The sequence below is a fragment of the Segeticoccus sp. genome, assembly GCF_035708005.1.
Genome location: NZ_DASSTI010000168.1, coordinates 23,015 through 40,837 on the forward strand (window position 1 = coordinate 23,015; position 17,823 = coordinate 40,837).

Sequence of the window (17,823 nt, forward strand, 5' to 3'; positions counted from 1 at the left end):
GAGGACCTGATGACAACGACCCACGACGCCGGCCGGTCCGGCGACGGCGCCACCGCCGCGGTCATCACCCCCGAGGGCAGGACGCTCCCGGGCTATGACCCGAGGGCTCCGCTGCTGCAGGTCGAGGACCTGCACGTGGAGTTCCACACCCGCGACGGCCTGGTCAGCGCGGTCAACGGCGTGAGCTACACCGTGAACGAAGGCGAAACCCTCGGCGTGATCGGCGAATCCGGCTCGGGCAAGAGCGTCACCGCGCAGGCCATCATGGGCATCGTGCCGGCGCCGGGACGCGTGGCGTCGGGCAGCGTGCGCTACCGCGGGGTGGACCTGCTCAGGCTCAAGGACGACCAGCGGCGCGCCGTGCGGGCCGAGTCGATCGCGATGGTGTTCCAGGACGCGCTCTCGGCGCTGAACCCGGTCTTCACCGTCGGCTTCCAGATCGGCGAGCTGTTCCGCAAGCACCGCGGCCTGCGGCGCTCGGACGCCAAGAAGCGCGCGGTCGAACTGCTGGACCTGGTGAAGATCCCCGACGCCAAGAACCGTGTCAACGCCTTCCCGCACCAGTTCTCCGGCGGCATGCGGCAGCGCGTGATGATCGCGATGGCACTCGCGCTCGACCCCGACGTGCTCATCGCTGACGAGCCCACGACGGCCTTGGACGTGACGATCCAGGCGCAGGTGATGGACCTGCTCGCCGAACTGCAGCAGGAACGCCAGATGGGCCTCATCCTCATCACCCACGACATGGGCGTCGTCGCCGATGTCTCCGACCAGATCGCGGTGATGTATGCCGGGAAGGTCGTCGAACGTTCGCCGGTGCACCCGATCTACCGGCAGCCCGCGCACCCTTACACGCAGGCCCTGCTGCGCTCCATACCGCGGGTTGATCGCAAGGGGACCGCGCTGGATGTGATCGAGGGGCTGCCACCCAACCTGGCGCACATACCTCCGGGGTGCTCCTTCAACCCGCGCTGTCCCTACGCGCGGGAGAAGTGCCGGGTGGACGAACCGCCGCTGTACGACGTGGCCGAGCACCGCTGGAGTGCGTGCCACTTCTGGGAGGAGGTCATGGACTCATGACCGAGAACGTGATCGAGGTCCGCGACCTGGTGAAGTACTTCCCCCTCACCCGGGGGGTGGTCTTCCAGAAGACGGTCGGCCACGTGCACGCCGTCGACGGTGTCAGCTTCGAGGTCAAGCGCGGCGAGACCCTCGGGCTGGTGGGCGAGTCGGGCTGCGGCAAGTCGACGATGGGCCGGCTGCTGCTCGGCATGGAGAAGCCGACCTCCGGGACGGTCAACGTGCTCGGGCAGGACATGGGCACGCTCAAGGGCGGCGCCATGCGGCGGGCGCGGCGCAACATCCAGATGGTGCTGCAGGACCCTTATTCCTCGCTCGACCCGCGGCAGACGGTCGGGGACATCGTCGGGGAGCCCTTCGAGATCCACCCCGAGGTGGCGCCGAAGAGGGACCGCAAGAAGAGGGTCCGCGAGCTGCTCGACGTGGTGGGCCTGTCGCCGGAGCACATCAACCGCTACCCGCACCAGTTCTCCGGCGGGCAGCGTCAGCGGATCGGCATTGCCCGGGCGCTCGCGCTGCGCCCGGAGGTCATCGTGTGCGACGAGCCCGTCTCCGCGCTGGACGTCTCGGTGCAGGCCCAGGTGATCAACCTGCTGGAGAACCTGCAGGACGAATTCGGGCTGTCCTACGTGTTCATCGCCCACGACCTGTCGGTCGTCCGGCACATCTGTGACCGGATCGCGGTGATGTACCTCGGCAAGCTGGTGGAGATCGGCACCGACGAGGAGATCTCCGAGCACCCGACGCACCCCTACACCCAGGGCCTGCTGTCGGCCGTGCCGGTGCCGGACCCGGACGTGCGCGACAAGCGCGAACGGATCCGGCTCGAGGGCGACGTGCCCAGCCCGGCGAACCCGCCGTCGGGCTGCCGGTTCCGGACCCGCTGCTACAAGGCCCAGGAGGTCTGCGCCGAGCGGGAGCCGGAGCTCACGGTCCGGGACGGCTCACCGCACCCGTCGGCGTGCCACTTCGCCGAGGAGCGCGACGTCGTGCACGCCGCCGAGGAGATCGCCTGACCCGACGGCCTCGGGGAGGGGACGCGGGGCTCCACGGGACGACTGTTGCTGAAGGTCGGCTGCTCCCGGGGACCGCGCTTGTTCAGCAACAAGGGCTGGGGAGGGCGGGCGGTGGCGTCGCTCAGCGGCGGGCGAGTCGGCGCTCGCCGCCGGAGCCGCGTTCGTAGACCAGGCCGTAGTGCTCGAAGATGGCCGGCTCGTCCTCCACGCTCAGGGCGCCGTCGACCTCCATGGAGGGCGCCTTCTTGATCGTGTCCTTCTCCTCGGCCACCTTCAGGTAGTCCGGAGACACGACGGCGTCGGCCAACGGCACGAAGATCAGCTTGTGCCGGCCGAGGAAGCCCGACTTCACGGTCGCGAACGTCGGCACGTCCCGCGCCGTGTCGAAGTACAGCGCCTCGAGGGTTCCCACCTTGGCGCCCCCCTTGTCGACGACGTCCCGGCCACGCCAGTCGGCGATGTTCTCGGCTTCGAACACGGTCCAGCTCCCTTCTCGGTTGGCAACAGTCGGTATGACGGGTGGTTGCGTCCTGCTCCAACCTAGAGCAGAAGTTGCTGGTGGTGCGCGACTCGGGAGTCGCCCCCCACCAGCAACTTCGCCGAGGGGTTCGCCCGACCGGCCGAGTCGTTCAGCCGTGGAAGGGGAGGGTGGGCTGGCCGGTCACGCCGGGTCGGACGGAGTAGAGCGAGCCGGCCTCGGGCTCGGCGCCCGGCTCCAGGCCCTCCGCCGTGGTCGTGATGTAGAGCGTGCCGAGGTCGGAGCCGCCGAAGGTGCAGGCGGTGACGTGGCTCACGGGGAGCTCGACCACTCCGTCCAGCCGGCCGTCGGGGGAGTAGCGGTGCACCTCGCCGGTGCCGTAGATCGCCGACCAGACACAGCCCTCGCCGTCGACGCACAGTCCGTCCGGCCCGGCGGCGCGCTCGTCCTCGATCGAGACCAGCACACGACGGTTGGTGAGCCGCTGCTCCGACGCGTCGGGGTCGTGGTCGAAGACCTGGATGGTCTTGGTCGGCGTGTCGTTGTAGTAGGCCCGCGACCCGTCGGGGGAGAAGGCGAACCCGTTGGAGACGGTGACGTCACCCCACATCGTCTCCACGTGCGGGTCCTCGCCACGCGAGCCCATGGTCAGGCGATACATGGTCCCGGCACCGGGCTTCTCGTCATACGCCATGGTGCCGCACCAGAAGGCGCCCTCCGGGTCGCAGCCGCCGTCGTTGAAGCGGATGGTCGGCTCGCTCCAGACGTCCGGCAGGTGCGTGACGTCGGAGAGGTCGTCGTGGGCGCACAGGGCGAACGAGCGCTCGGTGGCGACCACGGCGCCGCCGCCGACGCGGGGGCGCAGCGCCGCGGCGACCCGGCCGATCGGCGCGCGCCACACGCTCCCGTCCTCGCGCAGCGACAGCACGTCGCCGCTGAGCATGTCGACGAACTTCAGCCCACCCCAGTCGTCCCACCAGCAGGGCCCCTCGCCGTGGTGGGCCACCGGACCGGTCACCTGTTCCGCGCGCATGCGCCTCACTGTAGGGGCGGCCGGCCGGGAATGACGTTGACAGGTCTGGTGTTGTGGCGGATAGTTGAAATCGAAACTACTTCGAGGAGTTGTCATGCCTGCCGTGACCCCCACCGACCTGACCGTGTTGCCGCGGGTGCCGCTGCCCACTGCCGAGCAGACCCAGCGCCCCGTGGTGTCGGTCACCAGCGCGCCGTCGTCGTTCGAGGGCGAGGGCTTCCCCGTCAAGCGGGCCTTCGCCGGCGTGGACCTGCGCCTGCTCGACCCGTTCATCCACATGGACGAGATGGGCGAGGTGGAATACGCCCCCGGCGAGCCCAAGGGCACCCCGTGGCACCCGCACCGTGGGTTCGAGACCGTGACCTACATCATCGACGGCATCTTCGACCACCAGGACTCCTTCGGCGGTGGCGGCACCATCAGCAACGGGGACACCCAGTGGATGACCGCCGGCGCCGGCATCCTGCACATCGAGGCGCCGCCGGAGCACCTCGTGGTTTCCGGTGGGCTCTTCCACGGGTTCCAGCTGTGGGTGAACCTGCCCAAGAGCAACAAGCTCGCCACCCCGCGCTACCAGGACCTGCGCTCCGGTGAGGTGACCCTGCTGTCCTCCGACGACGGCGGATCGCTGCTGCGCGTCATCGCCGGCGACGTCGCCGGTCACCAGGGGCCCGGGTCCACGCACACCCCGATGACGATGATCCACGCGACCGTCACGCCCGGCGCGGAGCTCGAGCTGCCGTGGCGGCCGGACTTCAACGCCCTGGTCTACGTGATGAGCGGGGACGGGTTCGTCGGTCCGCAGCAGACGCCGATCGGGACCGGCCAGCTGGCCGTCATGGGCGGACCGGGTAGTGGCGGGGCGCTGCGCTTGTCCGCGGCCGCCTCGCAGCAGGCCCGCTACGCCTCGGGGCTCGACGTCGTGATCCTCGGCGGCGCGCCGATCCGCGAGCCGGTCGCCTGGGCGGGACCGTTCGTCATGAACACCCGCGCCGAGCTGGTCCAGGCCTTCGAGGACTACCAGGGCGGGCGGCTCGGCCAGCCGGTCCCGGCCGCTTCCCCGGCCGACCTGCCGCACGGGGACGTCGGCGGCGTCAGCTGACGCAACCGCCGTATGCCGGGTGGTTCAGTCGGTGGTGAGGCGCGCCTCCCACCGCTCCTCCACCCGGCCCCAGCGCCAGAACGCGAGGGCGACGAGCCAGGTGAGCAGGAACAGCCCGACGATCCAGTAGCCGACCTGGTCGAGGCTGACCGAGGCGATCGCGGTGAGCAGGCCGTTGTGCAGCCCCAGCTTCTCGGTGAGGATCGAGACGATCTCGATGCCGCCGATGATCAGCGCGACGGCGACCGACAGCGACGTGATCGCGATGTTGTAGTAGATCTTGCGGACCGGTTTGGCGAAGGCCCAGCCGTAGGCGAAGCTCATGAAGGCCCCGTCGATCGTGTCGAGCAGGGACATGCCGGCCGCGAAGAGGATCGGCAGGGTCAGGATGGCCCACCAGGGCAGGATCGCGGCCGCGGCCCCGCCGGCGACGACGAGCAGCCCGACCTCGGTGACGGTGTCGAAGCCGAGGCCGAAGAGCAGGCCGACCGGATACATGTGCCAGGGCTTGTCGACCGCCTTCGTGACCCGGCCGAGGAACCGGTTGACGAAGCCGCGCTTGTCGAGCTGCTCCTCGAGGGCCGCCTCGTCGTAGTGGCCGCGGCGCAGCTGCCGGTAGACCTTGAGGATGCCGATGAGGGCGGCGAGGTTGACCAGACCGATGAGGATCAGGAAGACCCCGGACACCGAGGTGCCCCAGGCGCCGGTGACCTGCTGCAGGCCGGACTGGTCGTTCTCCATCGAGCCGACGAGCGCGCGCACGCCGAAGGCCAGCGCCGCCACCATGACGAAGACCACCGAGCTGTGGCCGAGGCTGAACCAGAAGCCCACGCTCATCGGGCGCCGGCCCTGCGGCAGGCCGCGGCCGTCGGGGCCCGCACCGAGCTTCCGGGTGGTGTTGTCGATCGCGGCGATGTGGTCGGCGTCGAAGGCGTGCCGCATGCCGAGGGTGTAGGCGGTGATGCCCAGGCCCACTCCGAAGAGCTGGCCGCCGACGTCGTAGCCGTGCGGGGCGACGAAGGCGAGCAGCACGCCCCAGCCGAGGACGTGCAGCAGCAGGATGAACCCGCCCATGCCGAACAGGCTGCGCCGCTCGGCGCCGGTGGCGTGCCAGCGGACCCCTCCGCCGCTGGAGTCCTCAGTGCGTCGCGGGGCTGTCTGCACACTCACGGGTTCGACCGTAGGGACGCAGGGTCCTTGTTGCAAGTCGTTTGCAATAAGCCGTATGCCTGCCCGTCGCGTGCCGTGCCCGTCGCGTGCCGTGCCCGTCGCGTCAGACGCGGTCGGCCTTCTGCGTGGAGGGGTCCCACTTCAGGATGCGGTCACGCTCCCACCCGCGCTCCTTGATCGCCTGCTGCGCCTGCTTGCGCCAAGTGCCGGCGAGCCGGTCGATGTAGAGCCGCCCGTCGAGGTGGTCGGTCTCGTGCTGCAGGCAGCGGGCGAGCAGGCCGGTGCCCTCGATCGCGACCGGGTTGCCGTCGAGGTCGGTGCCGGTGACCTTGGCCCAGTCGGCCCGCTTCAGCGGGAAGCCCTCGCCCGGCACGGACAGGCACCCCTCGGTGTCGTCGTCCGGGTCGGCAGGCCCGGGGGAGAGCTCGCCGGTGGTGAGGACCGGGTTGATCACGTGGCCGCGGTGACGCTCGCCGTCCTCCTCGAGGTCATAGACGAACAGCCGCAGCCGCACCCCCACCTGGTTCGCGGCCAGACCCACCCCGTCGGCGGCCTCCATCGTGTCGAACAGGTCATCCACGAGCACGCGCAGCTCGTCGGTGACCTCCTTGACGCGACGGGTCTTCTGGTGGAGGGCCTTGTGCCCGACGACGGTGATCTCGCGAACTGCCACGCGAGGACACTACAAAGTCCGCTACAGGTCCTCGTCGGGCGGCCACGGCGGCTGGGGGAGGGGGCCGGTCTCGTCCTCGTCACGGTGTCGCGACCGGCCGCTGTCCGGGTCCGGGCTGCGGTACAGCGACCGCCCGGGGTGTTCGCGGCGCAGCGGGATCGGCTGCGACGGGTCCTGCCCGATCGAGCGGTGCGCCTCCTCGGTCGAGTGCCACTCGCGCGCCCGCCACTCGTTCGAACGCCCCTGGCCGGGCACGTCGTCGGCGCGGGCAGCCCAGCCGGCTCCCGGCATACCGCTGCCGTGACCGAAGCGGTCGTCCTCCTCGAACGGCTCGGTGTCCACCCGGTCATGGTCCTCGACGCCGAAGATCTCGGCGCAGATCGAGCGGTAGGTGTGGTCCGGACGGGGGATGAAGTTGATGTGGTGCAGCGCCTGGTCCTGCCCGGCGCTCTCCATGACGAAGGTGCCGTAGCCGAGCAGCCGGCCGAGCGGCGACCGGTTGTAGGTCATGTCGGTGACCTTCTTCAGCGGCATCATCGCCACCTTCTGGGTGATCAGGCCGTAGGTGAGCAGCAGCCGCTTGTCGGTGGCGACGAACCAGTCGTGCCGCCACTCCAGCAGCCGCCAGACCATCCGTGCGACGACGGCGAGCCAGGCCCACCACAGCACGGAGACGATCAGGCCGAGGTTGCCCGGCATCACCGTGTCGAGCCACAGGACCACGACGAGCGCGGCGAGGGCGGTCAGGACCGGCTCGGCCACCTTGCCCCAGTGCTGGTGCACCGCGGTGATGACGTGCTCCCCGTCGAGCAGGTAGCGCCGTAGCACCCGGCGGTCGGCGAGGGCAGCCTGCGCCCGCACCCGTTAACCCCGGTTCAGGACGGCGTCGAAGAAGCTGCCGAGGCTCGAGAAGCCCTGGGAGACGATCTCCCACGAGGTGTGCACGATGTCGCCCGCGCGGCCGGGCGAGGTGAAGATCGCGTAGATGAGGAAGGCAGCGAGGAGCCAGCCCACGACCTTCTTCACGTTGTGCACGATCGGCTCCTTGGTCCGGTTGGTGTCGTCGGTCGGTGGCGGTATGCCGGGTGGTGCGGTGGGCAGCTCGGGCCGCACCTCCGGACCATGCTGCCAAAGCAGGCCGGTGCCCCGGCGCAGGCGCGCCGAGGCACCGACCGGTGATCCGGGGGGCGCGGGAGCGGGTGGTTCAGGAGCTGAGCCGACGTTTGAGCGGACGGTTCAGGAGTGGTGCGCCGGCCACGCGGGGCCGAACGAGGCGCTGAACCCGCCCATCACGACCGCCGCCGTGACGAGGTGCAGCAGCACCAGCCCGACCAGCGCCGCGCCGCTCGCGGTGGTGCTCGGCCCGAGGATCGACAGTGACAGCGTCGCCGAGGCGACCAGGCCCCAGCCGAGGGCCGGACGGCGGGTGTGTCGCTCGAGCAGGCGCACGACGCCCCAGCCGGCGAGGGCGGCCAGGAGGGACACGACGACCACGGAGGCGGCGCCGACGGCCCGACCGTCGTCGGTCACCAGGTCCGTGCCGAGCCCCCGGACGACCGCCCACGCCGCGAGCGCCACGCTCGGCGCTGCGAGGACGGTCAGCACTCGTGTGCGGGTGCGGCTGCGCTGGTGCCACATGTCGGTTCCCCTTCCGTTGGTCTGGTGCGCTTGGTCTCGTTCGGTTGGTCTCGTTCTGTTGGTCTCGTTCTGTTGGTCTCGTTCGGTTGGCCTCGGGCAGGTCGGTGGGCGGCGGTGTCGCGCAGGTCGCGCTCGCGGGTCGCTCCGGCTCGCAGGTCGCCCCGGTCGCAGGTCAGTCGCGCTCGCGGTCCAGGTCCCGGCGGTAGCCGGCCACCGTCACCGCCGCGCACACCAGCGCCCACCCGACGAGCACCGCCACGTCGAGCAGGACGTGGGCGGTGCCGCCGAGCCCGTCGATCCCCAAGGCACCAGCACCGGACCCGGCGTGCTCGGCCCCCGAGCCGCCGAACACGCCGAGGTCCTCGGGCCGGGCGGCCATCGCGGTCCACGCCAGGTGGCCGAGGTGGTAGGTGGGCAGCCACGGCGCCAACTGCTGCAGCGGCCCGGGCAGCGCCCCGATCGGGTAGAGCAGCCCGGAGGCGAACGACAGCGGCAGGAACACGAGGTTCGCGATGGTCGAGGCGGCCCGCGGCCGGACCCAGTACGCGATCGCCGCGCCCATCGGCGAGAGGGTCACGCAGCCGAACCCGAGCACCACCGCCACCAGCAGCACCCGTGCCGCGTCCAGCCGGATCCCCCCGACCAGCGCCACCGCCACGGTCCCGGCCAGGATCGCCGCCGTGAACACGAGGTTCATCGCGAGCTTCCCCGCGAAGTAGACCCACATCGGCATCGGTGTCGCGCGCAGCCGCCGCAGCCACCCCTTGCCGCGGTCGCCCGCGAGCTCGGCGCCGAAGGAGAACAGCGCCTGGTTCACCACCCCGAAGCAGGCGAACGACACCAGCGTCAGCGCCCCCACCGCCGTCCCCCCGGGCAGGCGGGTGTGGCCGCCGGGCAGCCCGAACATCGCGAAGAGGATCACCGGGATCGCCACGACGCCGATGACGTACTCCGGCACCCGCCGGAACCGGCGCACCTCGGCGAGCACCTGGGTGCCGAGCAGCCGCCAGGTGCTCCCCCGTCGTCGATCTCGGGACTTTCCCGCAGAACTCGGGACTTCCCGACCGATCTCGAGTCTTTCCGGGGCGCTCATGCCGACACTCCCGTCTCCCGTGAGGCGGCCGCCGCAACCGGCTGGTCGCCTGGTTCGTCGTCCCCCGTCAGGTGCAGGAAGGCCTCCTCGAGGCTGGCCTCGGCGACGGTGAGTCCCGCGACGGCGTACCCGCCCGAGAACACCCGCGCCAGCACCGGCTCGGCGGTCGTCGCCCGGACCACCAGCCGTGCCAGCCCGTCGGAGCCGGGACCGGCGACGGCCTCGACCGCCACGTGCCGCACCTCGGGCATCGCCTCGACCCAGCCGGCCGGCGCGTCCGTCCGCAGCCGCACCGTCGACCCGCCGACGGTGGCCCGGACCTGCGCCGGCGGCCCGTCCACGACCACCCGACCGCGGTGCACGAGGACCACCCGGTCGGCGTGCTGGTCGGCCTCGTGCAGCTGGTGCGTCGAGAACAGCACCGTCTTGCCGTAGCCGACGAGCTCGCGCATCTGCACCCAGAACGCCTGTCGCGCACCGACATCCAGCGCCGACGTCGGCTCGTCGAGGAACAGCAGGTCCGGGTCGCCGACGATCGCCAGCGCGAACGACAACCGCTGCCGCCGCCCGCCCGACAGCTGCCCGACCCGCAGCCGCGCCGCGCCGGCCAGGTCGGCCCGCTCGAGCACCTCGTCGACGGGTAGCGACCACGGGTGGTAGTGCCCGACCAGGTCGACCAGCTCGCGAACGGTCAGCGAGTCGGGCGCGTCGCTGTCCTGCAGCATCGCCCCCACCCGGGCGCGCACCGCCGGGTGCTCCGGCGGCTGGCCGAACACCCGCACCGTCCCTCCCGTGGGGCGTCGCAGCCCCAGCAACAGCTCGATCGTCGTCGTCTTCCCGGCCCCGTTCGGCCCCAGTACCGCCACGACCTCACCCGGCCCGACGGTCAGGTCGACGTCGTCGACCGCCGTCGTGTCGGCATACACCTTGCGCAACCCGCGCGCCTCGATCACCTGCATGCCCATGAACGTAGGAACCAGGACGTATGCCGCGCGCGTGCCGCAGGTCATGACTCCCACCCATGACTTCCGGCACCTGTCGAGACGGCTTGGCACGGCCTACGCTCGAGGGGTGAGCTGCCGGGTGGAGCGGGTCTTCGACATCGCCAGCGTGGTGATGTGGCTCGTCGTCGGCGCGCCGGCGCTCTCCCCGGACATGGCCGGTGGTGTGCGGGGCAACCCGTGGTGGTGGCTGTGCTATGTCGTGGCCGGGGTCTGCATCTTCACCACACAGTTCTCCCCGCTCAACCTGCGACAGGTGCGGTGGCTCCTCCCGCCGATCGCGGCCGCCACGGTCGCGCTCTTCCTGATCGCGCCGGACTACCCGCTCGCGCCGCTGCCGATGGTGGTGTTCGCGATGGTGGTGTCCTACGTGACGCCGCTGCGGGTCACGTTCCCGGTCATCGGAACGCTCGTGGCGATCCTGGCGTTCGGCTACCTCAGCAACACCACGTCGATGCTGCCGTTGGTCGGGGTGGTGCTCTACGGCGCATGGATGGTCTTCGCGGCGCTGCTCGTCGACGGCCGCCGGCAGGTGGGCCGTGCCAACCAGGAGCTGGAGCAGGCGAATGCGGAGCTCGCGGAGGCGCACGTCCGCCTCGCCGAGACGAGCCGGTCCGCCGAGCGGCTGCGCATCTCCCGCGACCTGCACGACCTCGTGGGTCACCAGCTCACGGCGCTCGCGGTCAACCTCGAGGCGGCGGCACACCTCGCCGACGGCGCCGCGGTCGAGCCGGTCGAGCGGTCGCGCACCATCGCCAAGGAGCTGCTGCGCGACGTGCGCACGGTGGTCGGCCAGCTCCGCGACTCCACCCCGGATCTGCGGACCGCCTTGCAGGACATGGCTGCTGCCGTCCCCAAGCCGCAGGTGTCCGTCCAGGTGAGTGACGGCATACCGGAGGTGTCGGACGCGCAGCGCGAGGTGCTGCTGCGGTGCGTGCAGGAGGCGATCACCAACGCGATGCGGCACTCCGACGCCGACCAGCTGTGGATCGACTTCGCCGTGGTCGATGGAGAGACGGTGCTGCGGGTCCGTGACGACGGGCACCGCGTCGGCGAGTTCACCGCGGGCAACGGGTTGTCCGGAATGCAGGAGCGGCTGGCGGCGCTGGGTGGACGGCTCAGCTATGAGGGTGGTCGCGGCGACGGGTTCCGGGTCGAGGCGCGGCTGCCGGTGGTGGCATGAGCGACCCCCTGACAGCACCGATCCGGGTGCTGCTCGTCGACGACCAGACGCTCGTGCGGCAGGGGATCCGCAGCCTGCTCGCCCTCGCCGAAGGTCTTGAGGTCGTGGGAGAGGCCGGCGACGGGGAGGAGGCGCTCGCGGGGATCGCCGAGCTGCGCCCGGACGTGGTCCTGCTCGACCTGCGGATGCCCCGCCTGGACGGCATCGGCGTGCTCAAGGCGTTGGTGGGCAAGGACTTCCGCCCGCCCGTGCTGGTGCTGACGACCTTCGACGACGACGAGCTGGTGCTGGAGTCGCTGCGCTCGGGAGCGCAGGGCTACCTGCTCAAGGACGTCAGCCTCGCCGAGCTGGTCGGCGCGATCGAGACGCTGGCCGCCGGCGGGCGGCTGGTGCAGCCGGCGGTCACCGAGGGCTTGCTGCAGCGGATCGTCAACGGTGCCAGTGCGCCGGCACGGGCGGAGGAGGCCCGTGTCGGCCCGGCGACCCCGCTCACCGAGCGGGAGCGAGAGGTGCTGCGGCTGCTCGCCGGCGGCTACAGCAACCGCGAGATCGCCGCGGCACTGCACCTGGCCGAGGGCACGGTGAAGAACCACGTCTCGAGCCTGCTGCTCAAGCTCGGCGTGCGCGACCGCACCCGCGCGGTGCTCAAGGGCCTCGAGCTCGGCCTGGTCGGCGGCTCCCGCCCCTGACCCGCCCGCCCACCGGCCACCAACCACCCGGTGTGTGGCGTTTCCTGCCTCGGATCCGGGGCGAAACGCCACACACGGCGTGGTCAGTCGAGTCCGACGGTCAGTCGAGGTCGACGGTCGGTCGAGTTCGACGGTCAGTCGACGACCCCGTAGAGCCGGTCGCCGGCGTCGCCCAGACCCGGCACGATGTAGCCGTTCTCGTCCAGCCGCTCATCGAGCGCCCCGGTCACGAGAGTCACCGGCACGTGCAGGTCCTCGGTCTCCTGATCGAGCCGCTTGAGACCCTCCGGCGCCGACAGCAGGCAGATGGCGGTGATGTCATCGGCGCCGCGCTCGACGAGGTAGCGGACCGCCGCCGCGAGCGTTCCGCCGGTCGCGAGCATCGGGTCGAGCACGTAGCACTGCCGCTTGTCGAGGTCGTCGGGCAGCCGGTTGGCGTAGGTGTGCGCCTCCAGCGTCTGGTCGTTGCGCACCATGCCGAGGAAGCCCACCTCGGCGGTCGGCAGCAGCCGCACCATCCCGTCCAGCATCCCGAGCCCGGCCCGCAGGATCGGCACCACGAGCGGCTTCGGCGAGGCCAGCTTGATGCCGCTGGTCGGCGCCACCGGCGTCTGGATGTCGACCGGCTCGACGCGCACCTCCCGGGTGGCCTCGTACGCCAACAACGTCACCAGCTCGTCGGCCAGCCGCCGGAACGTCGGCGAGTCGGTCCGCCGGTCGCGCAGCGTGGTGAGCTTGTGGGCGATGAGCGGGTGGTCGGCGACGTGGACACGCATGCGGGAAACTTACCGTGTGCCCGCCGTCCCTCCGTCGTGTTCGAGTGCCGTGCCCCCGCGGGACCGGTATGCCGAGTGGATGGGTCGAGCGCTCACCCTCGCCGAGCAGTCCCTCCCCTCCGGTGACGTCCCCGTCGGGGCGCTCGTGGTCGGGCCGGACGGCCGGACCCTGGGCACCGGCTGGAACCGGCGCGAGGTGGACGGTGACCCGACCGCGCACGCGGAAGTGCTCGGCATACGAGCTGCGGCGCGGGAGGTGGGCGAGTGGCGGCTGGAGGGCTGCACGCTCGTGGTGACGCTCGAGCCGTGCGCCATGTGCGCCGGGGCGGCCATGCTCGCCCGGGTGCAGCGGATCGTGTTCGGGGCGTGGGACCCGAAGGCGGGCGCGTGCGGCTCGGTGTGGGACGTCGTGCGTGACCGGCGCGCCACGCACCGGGTGGAGGTCGTCGGCGGCGTGCGCGAGGAGGAGTGCGGGCAGGTGCTGCTCGATTTCTTCGCCGCGCACCGCGTCTAGTAGCCTGCCCGGCGGTGGCGTGTCCGAGCGGCCGAAGGAGAACGCCTCGAAAGCGTTTGTGGGCGGAAGTCCACCGTGGGTTCAAATCCCACCGCCACCGCCAGCCGCCTCGCCCGGTGAGGCGTGACACCCGAGGACGCCCGTCCCGGCCACGTGCCGGGGCGGGCCTTCGTCGTGTGGGGGTCGCGGCAGGGCGTCGGGGCTGTCACCGGGCGGCCGGTGTTGCGGCGGGCGGTAGGTGGGGCAGGGTGTTGGCATGGCACCGAACAACTCGACGCCGGGCGTGGTCACGGTGTGGTCCGACATCGCCTGCCCCTGGGCCACCATGGCGCTGCAGACCCTCCACCGGCAGGCCGCGGAGCGTGGCGCCGACCTGCGCATCGACCACCGCTGCTTCCCCTTGGAGCTGCTCAACGGGGAACCCACCGCCAAGCCGATGCACGACGAGGAGGTGGAGCGGATCACCGCGGTGCGCAGCGACCTGGGGTGGTCGACCTGGACCGGGCCGGAGTGGGCCTACCCGGTGACCACGCTGCCCGCGATGGAGGCCGTGCAGGCCGCCAAGGTGCAGGGCCTGCAGGCCGCGGACGCGCTGGATGCCGCGTTGCGCCGGGCATACTTCGTCGAGCAGCGGTGCGTGAGCATGCTGCCGGTCATCGAAGACGTCGCCCGCGGCTGCGCCGGGGTGGATGCCGACCGGCTGATGGCGGCACTGCACGCCGGGACGGGACGGGCTGCCGTCTTCGCCGACCTCGCGGTCGCCGGGGACGGGCAGGTCCAGGGCAGCCCGCACTTCTGGACCGCGGAGGGGCCGTTCGCGGCCAACCCGGGTGTCGACGACGTCGAGCACTTCCGGTCCTACGACGCCGGTTGGGTCGACGAGCTGCTGGGAGAGCAGCTGTCGTGAGACGAGCACCTGTGAGCACGAGCGAAGGGAGCCCCCGATGACCACCCGCACCACCCCGCCGTTCCGCGCCGACCACGTGGGCAGCCTGCTGCGGCCACCGGAACTGCTGCGCGCCCGGGAGGACCACGCCGCCGGCCGGATCGACGACGCGGAGCTGCGCCGGGTCGAGGACGAGGCGATCCGCGACGTGGTGGCCATGCAGGCCGGGCTGGGCCTGCAGACCCGCACCGACGGAGAGTTCCGGCGGACCTCGTGGCACATGGACTTCATCTACCAGCTGCAGGGCATCCACCGGACGGACCAGCAGATCGAGGTGCACTTCCACAATGCCGCCGGCGACCTCGACTTCACGTCGGCCGCGCTCACGGTGGACGGCAGGGTCGGCCTGGACCACACGATCTTCGGCGAGGACTTCTCGTTCCTGAAGTCGGTGGCCACCTCGGGGACTCCCAAGCTGACCATCCCCTCGCCGAGCATGGTCCACTACCGCGGCGGTCCGGCCGCGATCGACCGCAGCGTCTACCCCGACGACGAGCAGTTCTGGGACGACCTGTCGGGAGCGTATGCCGAGCAGGTGCGGGGAGTTGCCGAGCTCGGCTGCACCTACCTGCAGCTGGACGACACGAGCCTGGCCTACCTCAACGACCCGGCCCAGCGGGCGGCGCTGCAGGAGAAGGGCGCCGACGCCGAGCACCAGCACGAGCGCTACATCCGCCAGATCAACGCCGCCCTCGCCGGGCGGCCGGAGGGCCTGACCGTGACCACCCACATGTGTCGCGGCAACTACCGCTCGTCGTGGACGGCGCAGGGCGGCTACGACTTCGTCGCCGAGGCGCTGTTCGGCGGGCTCGAGGTGGACGGGTTCTTCTGTGAGTTCGACGACCCGCGCTCGGGCAGCTTCGCCCCGCTGCGCTACGTGCCGGAGGGCAAGCTGGTGGTGCTCGGCCTGGTGACCACCAAACGGCCGGAGCTGGAGTCCAAGGACGAGCTGAAGCGGCGCATCGACGAGGCCGCGAAGTACGTGCCGCTGGAGCAGCTCTGCCTGTCCGGGCAGTGCGGCTTCTCCTCCACGGTCGAGGGCAACGACCTCACCATCGACCAGGAGAAGGCGAAGCTGGCGCTGATCGTCGAGACCGCGACCGAGGTGTGGGGCTGACGGGGCGGCCGAGGCGGCCGGGGTGGCCGGGGTGATCACCGCCCCCGATCATTGTGACGTTCTGCACGCCATAGCGGCCATCAGGTCACAATGATCGACGGCGATGATGCGGGGCAACGATCGAGCGGGGTGGCGGGTCGGCGCCGGGCGCGGGCCGGTGCGGGCAGACTGGGCCGCGTGACCACCCAGCCAGACCGCCAGCCCACCGAGCGAGATCCCCAGCCGACCGAGCCGGGCCCTCAGCGGGACCCCCAGTCCACCGAGCCGATCGCCCTGCCCACCTTCGCCGACGTCCGGGACGCCGCAGAGCGGATCCGCGGGCACGCCCACCGCACGCCCGTGCTCACCGCACGGCGGCTGGACGCCGAGCTGGGACTGCACGTCTACCTCAAGTGCGAGAACGTCCAGCGGGTCGGCGCCTTCAAGTTCCGCGGCGCGTTCAACGCCATTTCACGGTTGGACCCGCAGCAGCGCCGCGCGGGCGTCGTGGCGTGGTCGTCCGGCAACCACGCCCAGGCGGTGGCGCTCGCGGCCCGGCTGCACGAGACGCCGGCGACTATCGTCATGCCGCTGGACGCGCCGGCGACCAAGGTGGCGGCGACCAAGGGCTACGGCGCCGAGGTGGTCAGCTACGACCGCTACGCCGAGGACCGCACGGAGATCGGCCGCGGCATCGCCGCCGAGCGGGGCGCGACGGTGCTGCCGCCGTTCGACCACCCGGACATCATCGCCGGGCAGGGCACCGCCGCCCTGGAGCTGTTCGAGGAGACCGGTCCGCTCGACGCACTGCTCGTGCCCCTCGGGGGCGGCGGGCTGCTGTCCGGCTCGCTGCTCAGCGCGGGGGCCCTGGCGCCGGACTGCGCCGTCTACGGGGTCGAGCCGGAGGCCGGGGACGACGGTCGCCAGGCTCTGCGCCGCGGCGAGCTGGTCACCATCGCGACCCCGCAGACGATCGCCGACGGCGCGCAGACCCCCAGCCTGGGCGAGCTGACGTTTGCGATCATCCGGGAGCGGGTGACCGACATCCTGACCGCCACGGATGACGAGCTGGTCGAGCAGATGCGGATGCTCGCCGCGACGTTCAAGACGGTCGCCGAGCCGACCGGGTGCCTCGGGCTGGCGGCGTTGCGACACCTCGCGCCCGAGCTGGCGGGCAAGCGGGTCGGCGTCATCGTCTCCGGTGGCAACGTCGACCTCGACCGGTATGCCGCGCTGCTCACCTCACGCTGACGAACCGGGCAGTGCTGGCGCGAGCGCGCGGGGCGCGGCGCGCGCCGGGTGGCTCGCGCCAGCAGTGCCCGGTCGGGGGAGGTGACGTCAGGCGAGGGCTGCGGCGAGGGCGTCGGCGATCGGCTGGTCGCCGCTGACGGCCTCCCACTGCCGGCCCACCGACGTGGGCTCGTCGAGCACCGCGACGATGAGGGCGGCCACGTCCGCGCGGGGGATCGACCCCCGCTCGACCTCGTCGGCCAGCTGGAGCCGCCCGGTCCCCTCCTCGTCGGTGAGCCCGCCGGGTCGCAGGATCGTCCAGTCCAGTCTCGACCTGCGCAGCGCGGCGTCGGCGTCCCGCTTCGCGGCGACGTAGGCCTTCCACACCTCCGAGGCCCCCGGGTCGACCGGGCGGTCCACGCTGATGGCGGACACCTGCACGAACCGCGACACGCCGGCCTGCTCGGCGGCCGCGATGCTCTTCAGCGACCCTTGCAGGTCCACGGTCCGCTTGCGCTCGACCTCGCCGTCCGCGCCGGCGCCCGCGGAGAACACCACCGCGTCCGCCCCCTGGAAGACCTCGGCCAGCCGCTCGGGACCGTCCTGCTCGAGGTCGACCTGCACGGCCTGGCCGCCGAGCCGCTCCACGTCGGCGACGTGGTCGGGGTTGCGCACGGTGGCGACCGCGGTGTCGCCGCGGTCGCTGAGCTGGTGGATGAGCTGCTGGGCGACCTTGCCGTGGCCGCCGACGATGACGACACGTGCCATGGATGCCTCCTGTCGAGGTCGGAACGTGCTCCCGCGGGCGCGGGGCCTTGTCCGCCCCAACGGACCGCCCCGGCGAACCCTTCCTCGGCGTCCACCCGCTGGGACGATCACCCACTGTCTGTCAGTGCCTCAGGGGTGGGCCGTAGTCTCGTGGCCGAAGCTCCCATGTGCTACCGAAGGGCTGGTCATGACGAATCTGCTCAATGCCCCGTTGTCCGAGGTTGATCCTGATGTTGCGGCTGCGCTGGATGCGGAGCGGGAGCGGCAGGAGTCGACGTTGGAGATGATTGCCAGCGAGAATTTTGCGCCGGTGTCGGTGATGGCGGCGCAGGGGTCG

Annotated in this window: 20 protein-coding genes, 1 tRNA gene and 1 pseudogene; 11 read left to right on the forward strand and 11 right to left on the reverse strand. The window is 71.6% G+C overall.

The window, feature by feature from the left end; genetic code table 11:
• The first annotated feature begins 9 nt into the window (after nucleotides 1-9).
• A complete protein-coding gene (locus VFL99_RS16010) occupies nucleotides 10-1,080 on the forward strand; it encodes an ABC transporter ATP-binding protein (RefSeq protein WP_325107354.1) in 1,071 nt (356 codons plus the stop codon).
• Nucleotides 1,077-2,096, forward strand: a complete 1,020-nt coding sequence (locus tag VFL99_RS16015; RefSeq protein ID WP_325107355.1) for an ABC transporter ATP-binding protein — start codon at nucleotides 1,077-1,079, stop codon at nucleotides 2,094-2,096. The genes VFL99_RS16010 and VFL99_RS16015 overlap by 4 nt, the downstream gene beginning before the upstream one ends.
• Before the next feature lie 121 nt (nucleotides 2,097-2,217).
• Here the strand turns inward: VFL99_RS16015 and VFL99_RS16020 are convergent, their stop codons facing one another.
• Nucleotides 2,218-2,574: a PRC-barrel domain-containing protein gene (locus VFL99_RS16020; RefSeq protein ID WP_325107356.1), complete on the reverse strand. Its 357-nt coding sequence runs from the start codon at nucleotides 2,572-2,574 to the stop codon at nucleotides 2,218-2,220.
• Nucleotides 2,575-2,725: 151 nt separating this feature from the next.
• Nucleotides 2,726-3,607: an SMP-30/gluconolactonase/LRE family protein gene (locus VFL99_RS16025; RefSeq protein ID WP_325107357.1), complete on the reverse strand. Its 882-nt coding sequence runs from the start codon at nucleotides 3,605-3,607 to the stop codon at nucleotides 2,726-2,728.
• Nucleotides 3,608-3,701: 94 nt separating this feature from the next.
• Between VFL99_RS16025 and VFL99_RS16030 the strand changes: the two genes are divergently transcribed.
• Entirely contained in the window at nucleotides 3,702-4,709 is a 1,008-nt protein-coding gene (locus VFL99_RS16030; protein WP_325107358.1) for a pirin family protein, read from the forward strand.
• 24 nt (nucleotides 4,710-4,733) lie between these two features.
• Here VFL99_RS16030 and nicT read toward each other — a convergent pair whose 3' ends face one another.
• The 7 genes from nicT to VFL99_RS16065 all read right to left on the reverse strand — a co-directional run bounded on the left by nicT (nucleotide 4,734) and on the right by VFL99_RS16065 (nucleotide 10,293).
• On the reverse strand, nucleotides 4,734-5,879 hold the full coding sequence (gene nicT / locus VFL99_RS16035; RefSeq protein ID WP_325107359.1) for a Nickel transporter NicT: 1,146 nt from the start codon (nucleotides 5,877-5,879) through the stop codon (nucleotides 4,734-4,736).
• A gap of 103 nt (nucleotides 5,880-5,982) precedes the next feature.
• Nucleotides 5,983-6,552, reverse strand: a complete 570-nt coding sequence (def, locus tag VFL99_RS16040; protein WP_325107360.1) for a peptide deformylase — start codon at nucleotides 6,550-6,552, stop codon at nucleotides 5,983-5,985.
• Nucleotides 6,553-6,573: 21 nt separating this feature from the next.
• The gene (locus VFL99_RS16045) at nucleotides 6,574-7,413 is read right to left on the reverse strand and encodes a PH domain-containing protein (RefSeq protein WP_325107361.1); all 840 of its coding nucleotides are present in this window, start codon (nucleotides 7,411-7,413) and stop codon (nucleotides 6,574-6,576) included.
• A gap of 3 nt (nucleotides 7,414-7,416) precedes the next feature.
• Entirely contained in the window at nucleotides 7,417-7,665 is a 249-nt protein-coding gene (locus VFL99_RS16050) for a hypothetical protein (RefSeq protein ID WP_325107362.1), read from the reverse strand.
• A gap of 123 nt (nucleotides 7,666-7,788) precedes the next feature.
• Nucleotides 7,789-8,190 (reverse strand): DUF6069 family protein, encoded by a 402-nt coding sequence (locus VFL99_RS16055; RefSeq protein ID WP_325107363.1) that lies wholly within the window; start codon nucleotides 8,188-8,190, stop codon nucleotides 7,789-7,791.
• Between the two features lie 172 nt (nucleotides 8,191-8,362).
• Nucleotides 8,363-9,283 carry an ABC transporter permease gene (locus VFL99_RS16060; protein ID WP_325107364.1) on the reverse strand — a complete coding sequence of 307 codons (921 nt, stop codon included), beginning with the start codon at nucleotides 9,281-9,283 and terminating at the stop codon, nucleotides 8,363-8,365.
• The gene (locus tag VFL99_RS16065; protein ID WP_325107365.1) at nucleotides 9,280-10,293 is read right to left on the reverse strand and encodes an ABC transporter ATP-binding protein; all 1,014 of its coding nucleotides are present in this window, start codon (nucleotides 10,291-10,293) and stop codon (nucleotides 9,280-9,282) included. Before VFL99_RS16065 ends, VFL99_RS16060 begins: the two co-directional genes overlap by 4 nt.
• 61 nt (nucleotides 10,294-10,354) lie before the next feature.
• Here VFL99_RS16065 and VFL99_RS16070 point away from each other — a divergent pair, with 61 nt between their 5' ends.
• Both VFL99_RS16070 and VFL99_RS16075 read left to right on the forward strand, forming a co-directional pair.
• Entirely contained in the window at nucleotides 10,355-11,467 is a 1,113-nt protein-coding gene (locus tag VFL99_RS16070) for a sensor histidine kinase (protein WP_325107366.1), read from the forward strand.
• Nucleotides 11,464-12,156, forward strand: a complete 693-nt coding sequence (locus tag VFL99_RS16075; protein ID WP_325107367.1) for a response regulator transcription factor — start codon at nucleotides 11,464-11,466, stop codon at nucleotides 12,154-12,156. The genes VFL99_RS16070 and VFL99_RS16075 overlap by 4 nt, the downstream gene beginning before the upstream one ends.
• A 134-nt stretch (nucleotides 12,157-12,290) precedes the next feature.
• Here VFL99_RS16075 and upp read toward each other — a convergent pair whose 3' ends face one another.
• Nucleotides 12,291-12,932 carry a uracil phosphoribosyltransferase gene (upp, locus tag VFL99_RS16080; protein WP_325107368.1) on the reverse strand — a complete coding sequence of 214 codons (642 nt, stop codon included), beginning with the start codon at nucleotides 12,930-12,932 and terminating at the stop codon, nucleotides 12,291-12,293.
• 79 nt (nucleotides 12,933-13,011) lie between these two features.
• Between upp and VFL99_RS16085 the strand changes: the two genes are divergently transcribed.
• The 5 genes from VFL99_RS16085 to VFL99_RS16105 all read left to right on the forward strand — a co-directional run bounded on the left by VFL99_RS16085 (nucleotide 13,012) and on the right by VFL99_RS16105 (nucleotide 16,739).
• Complete coding sequence (locus tag VFL99_RS16085) at nucleotides 13,012-13,446, forward strand: nucleoside deaminase (RefSeq protein ID WP_325107373.1); 435 nt, start codon at nucleotides 13,012-13,014, stop codon at nucleotides 13,444-13,446.
• A 13-nt stretch (nucleotides 13,447-13,459) separates the two neighbouring features.
• Nucleotides 13,460-13,549 (forward strand) — tRNA-Ser (locus tag VFL99_RS16090).
• A 153-nt stretch (nucleotides 13,550-13,702) separates the two neighbouring features.
• On the forward strand, nucleotides 13,703-14,353 hold the full coding sequence (locus VFL99_RS16095; RefSeq protein WP_325107369.1) for a DsbA family oxidoreductase: 651 nt from the start codon (nucleotides 13,703-13,705) through the stop codon (nucleotides 14,351-14,353).
• A gap of 37 nt (nucleotides 14,354-14,390) precedes the next feature.
• Entirely contained in the window at nucleotides 14,391-15,509 is a 1,119-nt protein-coding gene (locus VFL99_RS16100) for a 5-methyltetrahydropteroyltriglutamate--homocysteine S-methyltransferase (protein ID WP_325107370.1), read from the forward strand.
• Nucleotides 15,510-15,686: 177 nt separating this feature from the next.
• Nucleotides 15,687-16,739, forward strand: a complete 1,053-nt coding sequence (locus tag VFL99_RS16105) for a threo-3-hydroxy-L-aspartate ammonia-lyase (RefSeq protein WP_325107371.1) — start codon at nucleotides 15,687-15,689, stop codon at nucleotides 16,737-16,739.
• Nucleotides 16,740-16,826: 87 nt separating this feature from the next.
• Here VFL99_RS16105 and VFL99_RS16110 read toward each other — a convergent pair whose 3' ends face one another.
• Nucleotides 16,827-17,486 carry an SDR family oxidoreductase gene (locus VFL99_RS16110; RefSeq protein ID WP_325107372.1) on the reverse strand — a complete coding sequence of 220 codons (660 nt, stop codon included), beginning with the start codon at nucleotides 17,484-17,486 and terminating at the stop codon, nucleotides 16,827-16,829.
• Nucleotides 17,487-17,673: 187 nt separating this feature from the next.
• Here VFL99_RS16110 and VFL99_RS16115 point away from each other — a divergent pair.
• Nucleotides 17,674-17,823, forward strand: a pseudogene (locus VFL99_RS16115) (serine hydroxymethyltransferase); the annotation flags it as partial.